Consider the following 12984-nt stretch of genomic DNA (forward strand, 5'->3'; position numbering starts at 1 on the left):
GAAGGTGGCATCCAGCTTCCGGGCGGCGGCGAAGGGGAGATCGACACACCTTCCTACCACTCGAATGTGTAGGGGTATGAGAGAATGAACATGGCCGGGAGTCGATCCACATTCGTCCTCCGGTCCGGTGACTTGTTCCCAAGACCGCCAGCATGAGCAGGGCATGCCTGGATCAGCCGATCCTCGGTAGGCCCGCCATGACAATGGACGGCACCTGGTTGTGGCAGCAGAACAACGGGTTCCAGAACTGAGACACTGGCCTTCCAGGGCTGCCGCACCCCAATGATGGTGCGAACCGGAAGGAATACTACCGACTTCTGTCAACGCCTGCGGGTTTTGACAATATTTGCCCCACTGGGCGCTGGATGTGGCGGCGTCGCTGGGGCAGGAGTGTTGCCACATATGGATAATGACCAGGTTGTAGCCGTTAATGATCAGGCAGCTTCTTCAGAAGCAGCCGAGGTGCCCAAGAAGGCCACCCGTGCCAGGACCACGCGCGCGCCGCGAAAAGCCACGGCAAAGCAAGCAGCGGCGGTAGCAGAGGAAGCCCCGGACGCCGCCGCCGAACCAGCCGCCGCCCCTGAGGCCGAAAGCGCCGCCGCCGAACCAGCCGCCGCCCCTGAGGAAGCCCAAAAGGCCCCGGCCCGCCGCAGCCGCGCACGCAAGAAGGCCGATCCGGCCGAAACCCTTCCCGGCCTCGGCGACGCCGCCGAAGCAGCAGTCCAGCCGGAGGCAGAAGCCGGCTCCGGAGCATCAGCGCCCGAGGCAGAAGCCGAACCCGCCCCGGAAAAGCCGGTCCGCCGTCGTCGGACTGCCAAGCCCAAGGCCGAAGCCGAAGCCATCACCACCCAGGAACCCACCACTGAGGCAGGCGGCGCGGAGGCAACGCCCGCCACCACCCCGGCAGGCGGCGCGGAAGCACCGCCCACCACCCCGGCAGGCGGCGCAGCCGCCGAACCGGAGGCCAGCGCGGAAGCAACGCCGGCCACGACCCCGGCAGCCAGCGCGGAAGCAACGCCGGCCACCACCCCGGCAGGCGGCAGAGCCGCCGAACCGGAAGCCAGCGCAGAAGCAACGCCGGCCATCACCCCGGCAGGCGGTGCAGCCGCCGAACCGGAAGCCAGCGCGGAAGCCCCCACAGAGTCCCCGGAAACCGATGCAGACGCCGCTCCCGGCTCCTCGTCGCTCTTCCTGGAGCCCGTTTCCATCACGTCCATGATTTTCCAGGCGCCCGACCTCAGCACCGTGGTCCGTCCGGCAGCCGAGGAAAAGAGTGAAGAAACGGCTGAGGATTCCGAGGACAACGGTGACGGCGAGACGGAGGAATCGGGAAGTCGCCGTCGACGCCGGAGCCGTGGCCGCCGTGGCCGCCGCGCAACTGACCGTGAGGAGAACGGGGCCGAGGATTCCGGCGAGGAATCCGAGGATGACGAGTCGCCGGCCGCCGAACCCCTTGAAGACGGCGTCACCTCGCGTCGCCGGCGTCGCCGCCGCCGTGGCGACCAGGACCTTGAATTGACCGGTGGCTCGGACGACGATCCGCCCAACACGGTGACCCGCGTCCGCGCACCCCGGCCGATCTCGGAATCCACGAGCTCCAACCGCGTGGCCAGCGTCAAGGGTTCCACGCGGCTTGAGGCCAAGAAGCAGCGCCGCCGCGAGTCCCGCGAGACGGGCCGCCGTCGCCAGGTCATCACCGAGGCCGAGTTCCTGGCCCGCCGCGAATCGGTGGACCGGCAGATGATCGTCCGCCAGCGTGACGACAGGATCCAGATCGGCGTCCTGGAGGACGGGGTCCTGGCCGAGCACTTCGTTTCCAAGACCCAGCAGGACTCGCTGATCGGCAACGTCTACCTGGGCAAGGTACAGAACGTGCTGCCGTCCATGGAAGCAGCGTTCGTGGACATTGGACGTGGCCGCAACGCGGTCCTCTACGCCGGCGAGGTCAACTGGGATGCCGTTAATCTCGAGGGCCAGCCGCGCCGGATCGAAAACGCCCTGAAGTCGGGCGATTCCGTCCTGGTGCAGGTAACCAAGGATCCCGTCGGGCACAAGGGTGCACGCCTGACCAGCCAGATTTCCCTCCCGGGCCGCTACCTGGTGTACGTCCCCGGCGGTTCCATGACGGGCATCTCACGCAAGTTGCCCGACGTCGAACGCAACCGCCTCAAGCGGATCCTGAAGGACCGTTTGCCGGAAAACGCCGGTGTCATTGTCCGTACGGCTGCCGAAGGCGCCTCGGAAGAGGAACTGACCCACGACATCAACCGCCTCCGTGCGCAGTGGGAAGGCATCGAGGGCCAGGCGTCCTCCACGAAGGTGCTGGCACCCGAGCTGCTGTACGGCGAGCCCGATTTGACCATCAAGGTGGTCCGTGACGTCTTCAACGAGGACTTCTCGAAGCTGATCGTTTCCGGTGACGATGCCTGGGACACCATTGAGGCTTACGTCACCTATGTGGCGCCGGACCTGGTGGGCCGGCTCGAAAAGTGGACCAAGGACCAGGACATTTTCTCGGCTTGGCGCATCGACGAGCAGATCCACAAGGCCCTGGAACGCAAGGTCTTCCTGCCGTCGGGCGGATCCCTGGTGATCGACCGTACCGAGGCCATGACCGTGGTGGACGTCAATACCGGGAAGTTCACCGGCAGCGGTGGAAACCTCGAGGAGACCGTCACCAAGAACAACCTTGAGGCCGCAGAGGAGGTTGTCCGCCAGCTGCGCCTGCGCGATATCGGTGGCATCATCGTCATCGACTTCATCGACATGGTGCTCGAATCCAACCGCGACCTGGTGCTGCGCCGCCTCGTGGAATGCCTGGGCCGGGACCGTACCAAGCATCAGGTGGCCGAAGTGACATCGCTCGGCCTGGTGCAGATGACGCGCAAGCGCATGGGCACGGGCCTGCTGGAGGTCTTTGGCGAGCAGTGTGAGCACTGTGCCGGACGCGGTGTGGTGACCCACGACGAGCCCGTGGAGCATCGGCGTGCCAACGTCGTTGCCGCCGAGCAGCACCGGCCGCACGCCGACACCCAGCAGCAGCCTTCCACCCGGACTGAGCGGAAGCGCCGCCGCGGCAAGGGCGGGGGGCAGCCGGCAGAGAGCCCGACGCCGGTCCACGCCGCTGCCTCTCCCGCGCCTTCGACGCCGGTGCCCGAGCCGGTGGACCCCGCCCGGCAGGCCAAAGCGCAGGCCACCAGGGCTGCCCTGGCCACGATTGCCGCTGCAGCGCACGCTGCCCACCTGCACGATGACGAGGTTCACCGGGCCGAGGAGGAAGCACGTGCCGCAGCCGCCGCCGCAACCGGGGCTGGAGCGGAGCACGCTGACGAGGTGCCGGATTCAAGCGGCGCCGAGGGCACCCCGCGTGCCACGCCGGTGCTCCGGTTCGGTGGTGAAGAGGTTGCCTTGCCCTTCGTGGAACACCACGAGGAGCCGGCTTCGGAGAAGCCTGCCATGACTTTGGACCTGTTGGCCGAGGCTTTCTCCCACCTGGGTGGGGGTCCTGTGACTGTCGAAAGCCAGGATGAGCCGGCCGCCCCTGATGCTGCTCCGGCGGAAACTGTCCCGTCCCGGCAGGCTGCTGCGGAGGAAAGCGATCCGTCCAGCCGTGCCCGCGGTCGGCGTGGTCGCCGGAACCGCAGCGCCAGCCGGGCGCAGGGTGCTGCCAACGAGACCACGGTGGAGCACCACGAGGTGTCCGCTTCCACCGGTGGGGGAGCGGCCCATGAAGCCAAGGCGCCGCAGGAGCAGGCCAAGAAGGAGTCCGCTGCTTCTGAGCCGATTATCCTCGGCGTGGGGGTTCCGGCCTCGGAACTCTAGGCATTGCCAACGTCATGTAACGGACCGAGGGTCCGGCAGTAGCTACTGCCGGACCCTCGGTCCGTTAGGCTTGGTCACTGACACGGGGTGCCAGGCGTTGGGCCGGGCTGAGATCCAGACCCGTTGAACCTGTCCGGTTAGCACCGGCGAAGGGATGTCCCTCATGACTTCATCGTTGAATTCAGCCGTCTACGCCGTGGCCCGCACCGGCCGGCAATACCCGCGTGTCCTCAGCATCGCCGGTTCCGACCCCTCCGGCGGCGCAGGAATCCAGGCAGACCTGAAAAGCATTGCCGCCCACGGTGGCTACGGGATGGCAGTGGTCACGGCGCTCACGGCGCAAAACACCCTGGGTGTTACTGCCGTCCATGTCCCGCCCGTGGACTTCCTGCGGCAGCAGCTTGAGGCGATCAGCAGCGATGTAACCATCGACGCCGTCAAGATCGGGATGCTGGGCGACGCCGAAGTGATCGGCGAGGTGCGTGGCTGGCTCGAGAAGGTGCGTCCCGCCGTCGTGGTCCTTGATCCGGTAATGGTAGCTACCAGTGGTGACCGACTCCTCCGGGAATCCGCCGAAGCCGCACTGCGCGAACTTTTGCCGCTGGCCGACCTCATCACCCCCAACATTCCTGAACTGGCCATGTTGCTGGGGGAGCCGGAGGCGACGGACTGGTCCACCGCCCTCGAACAGGGCAAGCGGCTCGCTGCCGAATGCGGAAACACCGTGCTGGTGAAGGGCGGACACTTGGCAGGAGCCGAGTGCCCCGATGCGCTCGTCAACACGAACGGGCTGCTGCGGCAGGACTTTGTCTCGGTGGCAGGGCCACGGGTGGAGACGAAGAACAGCCACGGAACGGGCTGCTCATTGTCCTCGGCGCTGGCCACGGTCCAGGCGCGGACGGGAGACTGGGAAGCGTCGCTGCGGGAGGTCAAGCCCTGGCTCCTGCAGGCCCTGGCCACGGCGGATGTGCTGGAGGTGGGCCATGGCAGCGGCCCCATCAACCACTTCCACCAAGCACAGCAGGCTGGAGGCCCGGGGGCTTTCGCCGCCCGCCTGTGGGAGGAAGCGGCACCTGAACTGGACGCCATCTACGGCCTCGACTTCATCCACGGGTTGGAGTCTGGCAGCCTCCCAGAACCCCAGTTCAACTACTACCTCGCGCAGGATGCCCTTTACCTCAACGGCTATTCGCGGGTGCTGGCACGCGCAGGTGCCCTCGCTCCCACCGAGGAAGAACAGCTGTTCTGGGCCAGGTCCTCGCAGCTCTGCCTCGAGGTCGAATCCGAACTGCACCGGAATTGGCTGAGCACCAGGCAGGCCGCTACCCACACCGGTCCTGTCACCAAGGCCTATGTGGACCACCTGCTGGCGGCCTCGGCCTCTGGAAGCTACGGCGTGCTGCTCGCGGCGATCCTGCCCTGCTACTGGCTCTACGCCGAGGTGGGACACCAGCTCCACGCGAATTACGTCAAGGCAGGGTCCCCGTCGGAGCACGCGTATGCGGACTGGTTGAAGACCTACGCCGATGAAGACTTCGCCGAGGCCACCCGCAAGGCCATTGGCTTCACAGACGCGGCCGCGGTGGTCGCTTCCAGCCAGGACCGGGCTGCCATGGTGGAGGCTTTCGCCCATTCGTGCCGCCATGAGACTGCCTTCTTCGACGCCCCGCGGTTGTACGCCTAAAGGACCACCCGCGCGTCGAAGAGGTGAAATCCCGGTAAAGCGTCCAGGAGCCTGTAGGCTGTATGGGCACGGTGCCGGGAAAGTCCGTTCCTACTGGTGACTAGCGTCACGCGGTGGCTTCCGGACCCGGCCTCATTTGCAGCCGAGGGTCGAATTAGCGTAATCTTGATCTTCGGTGCTTACGCCAACACTTGGGTTATGCCCCCTGGAATTATTCACGGGATGACTCGCGGGCTTCGATCTGGAGTCCACGGCGTTGAGGCACAGCGTGAACCAGGCCTGATTCCGGTTCGAGTTCCGCACGCAAATTTAGTAAGAAACGTCGAGAGAAGTGAGTACCCAAGTGGTGTACGCGATTGTCCGCGCAGGCGGCCGCCAAGAAAAGGTTTCCGTTGGAGACTACGTAACGCTGAACCGCGTCCCCGGTGGAGCCGGCAGCACGCTTGAGCTGCCCGCCTTGCTCCTGGTTGACGGCGACAAGGTCACCTCCGCTGCTGCGGACCTGGCCAAGGTGAAGGTCACGGCCGAGATCCTGGAGGACCTCCGTGGTCCCAAGATCGTCATCCAGAAGTTCAAGAACAAGACCGGCTACAAGAAGCGCCAGGGTCACCGTCAGGAACTGACCAAGATCAAGATCACGAGCATCGCGTAACTTTCCTTACGCAGTTCAGATTTTCAGTTTCCCCACATATTTAGAGGCAGGCATTTCACATGGCACACAAAAAAGGCGCGAGCTCCACTCGCAACGGTCGTGACTCCAACGCACAGCGCCTCGGCGTCAAGCGTTTCGGTGGCCAGGTAGTTTCCGCAGGCGAAATCATCGTTCGCCAGCGTGGAACCCACTTCCACCCCGGTGCAGGCGTGGGTCGCGGTGGCGACGACACCCTGTTCGCACTCCAGGCTGGTGCGGTTGAGTTCGGTACTCGCCGCGGCCGTCGCGTAGTGAACATCGTTGCTGCTGCAGCTGCAGAGTAACAACAAGTTCTGAACCGGTGGAGCGGGCCCAAAAGGCCCGCTCCACCGTTCTTTTAACCGCATTACAATCGTTCGGGGCGCCCGGTGCGCGCCGGACATGGCATTCGCGCTGTTTACAGCAACAGAGGAGATAGACGTGGCGAGCTTTGTAGACCGGGTAGTCCTGCACGTTTCAGGCGGTACCGGCGGCCACGGCTGTGTTTCCGTCAAGCGTGAAAAATTCAAGCCACTCGGCGGTCCCGACGGCGGCAATGGCGGCAATGGCGGCGACGTCATCCTCCGTGTGTCCTCGCAAACCACCACGCTGCTGGACTACCACCACGCTCCGCACCGCCACGCTACCAACGGTGGCCCCGGCATGGGCGACTGGCGCGGCGGCAAGAACGGCGAAACCCTGATCCTTCCCGTACCCGACGGCACAGTGGTCAAGACCAAGGATGGCTACGTACTGGCTGACCTGGTGGGGGAAGGCACGGAGTACGTCGCCGCCGCGGGTGGTCAAGGCGGCCTGGGCAACGCCGCCCTTTCGTCGCAGAAGCGCCGTGCCCCCGGCTTTGCCTTGCTGGGCATCGAAGGCGATTCCAGCGACATCGTGCTGGAACTGAAGTCCATTGCCGATATTGCCCTGGTTGGCTTCCCGTCCGCCGGCAAGTCCAGCCTGATCGCGGCCATGTCCGCAGCCCGGCCCAAGATTGCCGACTACCCGTTCACCACCCTGATCCCCAACCTGGGAGTGGTCCAGGCAGGTGACGTCCGGTTCACTATTGCCGATGTTCCCGGGCTGATTGAAGGCGCCAGCGAGGGCAAGGGCCTCGGCCATAACTTCCTGCGCCACGTTGAGCGCTGTGCTGCCCTGGTGCATGTCCTCGACTGCGGAACCCTGGAGTCCGACCGCGATCCGCTGTCCGACCTGGCCATCATCGAGGCAGAACTCGACAAGTACGCCGTGGACATGAGCTACGCCGGGGTGGACGGGGAAGTGGTTCCCCTCAATGAGCGGCCCAAGCTGGTAGTCCTGAACAAGGTGGACCTGCCGGACGGCAAGGACATGGCTGAGTTCGTCCGTCCGGACCTGGAAGCCCGCGGCTACCGTGTCTTCGAAGTTTCTGCCACCAGCCACGAAGGCCTGCGCCCGCTCAGTTTTGCGATGGCCGAAATCGTCAAGGCTGCCCGCGACGCCGTGGAGATCGCGCCACCGAAGGTGGCTGCTCCGGTGTTGCGGCCCCGCGCGGTCAACGAATCCGGCTTCCGGATCCGCCGCGAGGAAAAGAACCTCGAGCCACTCTTCCGCGTGCTGGGCGAAAAGCCCGTGCGCTGGGTCAAGCAGACTGACTTCACCAACGAGGAAGCGATCGGCTTCCTGGCCGACCGCCTTGCCAAATTGGGCGTGGAGACCGAACTCTTCAAGGTCGGTGCCAAGCCCGGCGATACCGTGGTGATCGGCGAAGACGACGGCGTGGTCTTCGACTGGGAGCCCACCATGATGGCAGGCGCGGAACTCCTTGCCACGCCTCGTGGCACGGATATCCGGGTGGCCGACATCGGCGATCGTCCCACGCGTGCCCAGAAGCGCGAAGAGCAGGTGGAACGCCGCGAAGCGAAGGCCGCTGCACGCGCCGAACTGGAAGCCGAGCGCAAGGCCGGCATCTGGACGGAGTCCGTCAGCCGCCGTCGTACGCAGCCCATCAAGGAAAGCAACCTGGACAACGGTGATGACGACTAAGACCGTCGAAACCCCCCAACCGGACATCCACGAACGCCACGCACTGGCCTCCGCGAAGAGGATCGTGGTCAAGGTCGGTTCGTCGTCCCTGACCAGCATCAAGGGCGGCATTTCCGAAAAGTCACTGACCGGTTTGGTCAACGCGCTGGCGGAGAAACGGAACGCCGGTGCCGAGATCATCCTGGTTTCATCCGGTGCCATCGCCGCCGGACTTGCCCCGTTGGGCCTGGCGAAGCGTCCCAAGGACCTCGCCACCCAGCAGGCAGCGGCCAGCGTGGGACAGGGCCTGCTCATGGCCCGCTACACCCAGGCTTTCAACGCCCATGGCGTCACCGTCAGCCAGGTCCTGCTCACCGCCGACGACCTCATGCGCCGGACCCAGCACACCAACGCTTTCCGGGCTTTGGACCGTTTGCTGAACCTCGGGGTGGTGCCTGTGGTCAATGAGAACGATACCGTGGCCACCCACGAAATCCGTTTCGGCGACAATGACCGCCTTGCGGCCCTCGTGGCCCACTTGGTCCGCGCGGACGCGCTGGTGCTGCTTTCCGACGTCGATGCCCTCTACGACGGTCCTCCATCCCAAGGCGCGCAACGCATCCCGTTGGTCAGGGGACCGCAGGACCTCGAAGGCGTCACCATTGGCAAAGCAGGAAAGGCCGGCGTGGGTACCGGCGGCATGATGACCAAGGTTGAGGCGGCTTCGATTGCGGCAGGCTCGGGTATCCATGCCTTGGTTACCTCCACCGCCAACGCCGCCGCGGCGCTGAACGGCGGGAACGTGGGTACCTGGTTCGCCGTCAACGGCAACCGCAAGCCCGTCCGCCTTCTGTGGCTGGCGCACCTGGCCACGGTCCGTGGCCGGTTGGTGCTCGACGACGGCGCAGTGAAAGCCGTGCGCGAACGGCACAGGTCGCTCCTGCCCGCAGGCATTTCCGAGGTTTCGGGGGAGTTCGAAGCCGGCGACCCGGTGGAGATGGTTGGACTGGACGGCGCCGTGGTGGCGCGTGGGCTGGTAAACTACTCCTCGGACGAGCTGCCGAAGATGTTGGGACGGTCCACCCAGGAACTTGGCCAGGCCATGGGCCGCGGCTATGACCGCGAAGTTGTTCATGTTGATGACCTGGTGCTCCTCCGGACGCCCCGCTCATCTAAACTTGGAGCATGACTGAAGCGCTGACCCCTGACGCCCCCGTGATTTCCGACGTTTCCGGTGCCGCCGGCCAAACGCCGGGGAACCCTGCGGCGGGCGCTGTTCCAGTCACTGCCGGAGACGTCCAGTCTGCCGTCTACGGGATCGCGGACCGTTCCCGCAAGGCTGCCCGGCGCATGGCCCAGGCCAACCGGGCCTGGAAGGACAGCGCACTGCGGGCCATCGGCGCCGCCCTGCTGGACCAGCAGAAGCAGGTACTCGAAGCCAACGCCAAGGACGTGGCGGCGGGACGTGCGAATGGCACATCTGCCGCCCTTTTGGACCGGCTGACCCTGACCCCGGCCCGGATTGACGGCCTGGTTGCCGCTTTGGAGAACCTTGCCGGACTGCCCGATCCCGTGGGCAACGTGGTCCGCGGACAGACCCTGCCCAACGGCCTGCGCCTGCGCCAGGTCAACGTCCCCATGGGCGTGGTGGCCGCCATTTACGAGGCCCGCCCCAACGTCACAGTGGACATCGCAGGGCTTGCCCTCAAGAGCGGCAATGCCGTGATCCTGCGTGGCGGCTCCGCAGCGGCCAACACCAATGAGGCACTGGTCCGTATCCTCCGCGAAGCCCTGGATTCCGTGGGCCTGCCTGCAGACGCGGTGCAGACCGTCGACCAGTTCGGCCGGGAGGGCGCCAACGTGCTTATGCGCGCCCGCGGCAAGGTGGATGTGCTCATTCCCCGCGGCGGACGCGACCTGATCCAGACCGTTGTCACCAACTCTTCCGTTCCCGTTATTGAGACGGGCGAGGGCAACGTCCACATCTTCATCGACGAGTCCGCCGACGAAGAGATGGCCGTGGACATCCTGCTCAACGCCAAGACCCAGCGTCCCAGTGTTTGCAACACCGTGGAAACGCTCCTGGTGCACTCGGGATCCTCAGTGCTTCCTGCCGTGGCCAAGGCGCTGCGCTCTGCCGGTGTCACCCTGCACGTGGACGACAGGATTGCTGCGGCCTTGGGGACGGACGTGGAGACCGTGCCGGCCGATGACGAGGATTGGGCCACCGAGTACATGGACCTCGACCTCGCCGTGGCCATGGTGGACAACCTGGACGAGGCCGTCAAGCACATCCGCACCTGGACCACCGGCCACACCGAGGCCATCCTGACCAACAACCTGGCCAACGCGGAACGGTTCATTGCCGAGGTGGATTCCGCTGCCGTGATCGTCAATGCCTCTACGCGCTTTACCGACGGCGGCGAGCTTGGCTTGGGTGCCGAGGTAGGCATCTCCACGCAGAAGCTGCACGCCCGCGGCCCCATGGGCCTGACGGAACTGACCACCACCAAGTGGATCGTCCAGGGCGAAGGCCAAGTCCGCGGCTAGCAACGCTGTAACATAGAACAGAAGTCCGAAGCGGCGGGAAGGCCCGCCGCCGTCATCCTTTGAGAACCAACTAGGGGAGAAGATGCTGTTTCAGCAGATCGCCATATCCATTGCCGCGCAAACCGAGGGCGGTCACGAGGAAGCTGCGCCGCTGTGGGCAGAACCGTGGGTCTTTGGCATCGTCATGTTCGCCCTCCTCCTGGTCCTCATGTTCGTGACCCTCTCCTACACCAACCTCGGCAACCGCCACGAGGCCGTGGAAGAGCACAGTGACCCGCACCGCCAGCACCCGAACAAGCACACGCACAAGCCGGGCCACTGACATCATCGCTGCAACACCGCGTGGGGATTCGGAGCGCAGGCTCCGTTTGGGCGTGATGGGTGGAACGTTTGATCCCATCCATCACGGCCACCTTGTGGCTGCGAGCGAAGTTGCTGCCAAGTTCGACCTGGATGAAGTTGTCTTCGTGCCCACGGGACAACCGTGGCAAAAATCCAGCAAGAAAGTCAGCAAGCCCGAGCACCGCTATTTGATGACGGTCATTGCCACCGCTTCCAATCCCCGCTTCACTGTGAGCCGGGTGGATGTGGACCGTCCAGGCCCCACGTACACCATCGACACCCTGCGCGATCTCCGCCATCAGCGTCCGGATGCCGATCTGTTCTTCATCACGGGCGCTGATGCCTTGGCGCAAATCCTGTCCTGGAAAGACGTTGACGAGCTGTGGTCGCTGGCCCATTTTGTGGGCGTGACCAGGCCCGGGCACGAGCTCCACAACCTGGGCCGGGATGACGTCAGCCTCCTTGAGGTTCCAGCCATGGCCATCTCGTCAACGGACTGCCGCAACCGGGTGAATGAAGGAAATCCTGTCTGGTACCTCGTGCCGGATGGTGTGGTGCAGTACATCGCAAAGTATGGACTGTACGCGCCAAAAAGCAGCGCAGGGGAGTTGGCACCAGCGCTTGCCGGATCAGACGACCAAGCACGTACTGAATGAGTTTTCAATGAGCAGCCAGGAACAGCGACCCATCCGCAGCAGGCGTGAGCTTCGCCGCGCCCGCGAAGAGCAGGAGCAAGCCCAGGCCACCGCCACGACGCCGGATGCAGCCCAGCCTGCACCCCCATCGGAAGCGCCCCAGCCGGCGCAAGCCGAGGACAACGGCCGGAACCGTCGCGCCGCTGATGCTCCCCTGGACGCGGTGGTGCCTGCGCCAGAGCGCTCATCACAGATCCGCGCCCGCGACCGTGCCGCCCTCCGGGCCATCAAAGAGCTCGCGGACAAGGAAGAGCAGCTTTCCGGTGGTGGCCCGCCCACCCGGCGCCAGCTTCGCCTGCAGCAGCTCCAGGCAGAGGTGGCTACCTCCGCCAATCCGATTGTGCCGGCGCCCGGTGCCAAAGCCCCGGAGCCAGCGGCGTCTCCTGACGAGGCAAAGGACGCCCCCATCTCTGCCGTGCCGGGGGCGAAGGCCGCCGGACCGACAGGCGCTCAGTCCGCAGCTGACGGTTCCGAAATGTCAGTGGAGCAGGCCCTGGCGGTCCGTGAGCTGATTGCGGCCCAGGTGCAAAACCAGACTGCCAAGCTGGAACATATCGCTGAGCAGGATCCCCTCGCGGTGGATCCCGAGGTCCTTGCCCAGCAAATTGCGTTGGCTGAGCGTGCGGCCGTCCTGAACAAGAGGGCAGCGGCCAAGCAGAAGCTGGCCGAGAAGGCCGCCCCAGAGAAGGCCGCGCCCGGGAAAGTCTCTGGAGAAAAGACCGAGTCGAAGGTGCCCGGCACGGCGTCGGGGCCCTCGACGGCGAACAACCTTGCCATGGTCACCCCGCTTGAATTCGTGAAGGTGCCTGGCGTTGAGCGTCCGGTCATGAAGCGGCCCAGCACCACCTTCGTCCCCGTCGTAACGTCGGCCAACACCAAGGCCGCGCCCGCAGCGGGTAACGGACGGCCCTCCCGGGGGCGTGCCGGGGTCCTTGCCCGTGCCGAAGCGGTGGCGAGGAACGCGCGGAAGCGCAACGCCGCCGTCGTTGATCCGGGCCAGGAGGCCGAGCGTCCGCCGGTCTCGGCACGCACCGCCTACGGGCTGGATCCCCTCGACGCCAACACCGCGGGCCTGGCCAGGGCACAACGCAGCCGTCTGCTGCAGTATGGGGTCCTCGCGTTGGGCCTCGTTGCGCTCATTATCGGCATCATCATGATCACGAGCGGTTAGTTCCGCTGGAAATACGGCTTTCGCCACCAAAAGGCCCTCGGGC

At 65.4% G+C, this 12984-nt stretch carries 10 protein-coding genes and 1 riboswitch; all 10 genes read left to right on the forward strand.

Going from position 1 to position 12984, the window contains the following annotated elements:
• Positions 1–402 precede the first annotated feature (402 nt).
• The 10 genes from ACH488_RS00325 to ACH488_RS00370 all read left to right on the forward strand — a co-directional run bounded on the left by ACH488_RS00325 (position 403) and on the right by ACH488_RS00370 (position 12941).
• On the forward strand, positions 403–3822 hold the full coding sequence (locus ACH488_RS00325; RefSeq protein ID WP_397321563.1) for an Rne/Rng family ribonuclease: 3420 nt from the start codon (positions 403–405) through the stop codon (positions 3820–3822).
• Positions 3823–3895: 73 nt separating this feature from the next.
• Positions 3896–3994, forward strand: a riboswitch (TPP riboswitch).
• Positions 3986–5506 (forward strand): bifunctional hydroxymethylpyrimidine kinase/phosphomethylpyrimidine kinase, encoded by a 1521-nt coding sequence (thiD, locus tag ACH488_RS00330; RefSeq protein ID WP_397321564.1) that lies wholly within the window; start codon positions 3986–3988, stop codon positions 5504–5506. It overlaps the preceding riboswitch by 9 nt.
• A 343-nt stretch (positions 5507–5849) precedes the next feature.
• A complete protein-coding gene (gene rplU / locus ACH488_RS00335; RefSeq protein WP_021470684.1) occupies positions 5850–6158 on the forward strand; it encodes a 50S ribosomal protein L21 in 309 nt (102 codons plus the stop codon).
• A 59-nt stretch (positions 6159–6217) separates the two neighbouring features.
• Complete coding sequence (gene rpmA / locus ACH488_RS00340; protein ID WP_070347479.1) at positions 6218–6481, forward strand: 50S ribosomal protein L27; 264 nt, start codon at positions 6218–6220, stop codon at positions 6479–6481.
• Between the two features lie 136 nt (positions 6482–6617).
• Positions 6618–8204 (forward strand): GTPase ObgE, encoded by a 1587-nt coding sequence (obgE, locus tag ACH488_RS00345; RefSeq protein WP_397321565.1) that lies wholly within the window; start codon positions 6618–6620, stop codon positions 8202–8204.
• Positions 8194–9372, forward strand: coding sequence for a glutamate 5-kinase (gene proB, locus ACH488_RS00350; protein WP_397321566.1), 1179 nt, complete (start codon positions 8194–8196; stop codon positions 9370–9372). The genes obgE and proB overlap by 11 nt, the downstream gene beginning before the upstream one ends.
• Positions 9369–10733: a glutamate-5-semialdehyde dehydrogenase gene (locus ACH488_RS00355; protein ID WP_397321567.1), complete on the forward strand. Its 1365-nt coding sequence runs from the start codon at positions 9369–9371 to the stop codon at positions 10731–10733. The genes proB and ACH488_RS00355 overlap by 4 nt, the downstream gene beginning before the upstream one ends.
• 82 nt (positions 10734–10815) lie before the next feature.
• A complete protein-coding gene (locus tag ACH488_RS00360; protein WP_397321568.1) occupies positions 10816–11055 on the forward strand; it encodes a hypothetical protein in 240 nt (79 codons plus the stop codon).
• Between the two features lie 4 nt (positions 11056–11059).
• Positions 11060–11731: a nicotinate-nucleotide adenylyltransferase gene (nadD, locus tag ACH488_RS00365; RefSeq protein ID WP_397321939.1), complete on the forward strand. Its 672-nt coding sequence runs from the start codon at positions 11060–11062 to the stop codon at positions 11729–11731.
• Positions 11732–11738: 7 nt separating this feature from the next.
• Positions 11739–12941, forward strand: a complete 1203-nt coding sequence (locus tag ACH488_RS00370; protein ID WP_397321569.1) for a hypothetical protein — start codon at positions 11739–11741, stop codon at positions 12939–12941.
• The last annotated feature ends 43 nt before the right edge of the window (positions 12942–12984 follow it).

Source organism: Paenarthrobacter sp. NPDC018779 (assembly GCF_044391085.1).
Classification (GTDB): Bacteria; Actinomycetota; Actinomycetes; order Actinomycetales; family Micrococcaceae; genus Arthrobacter.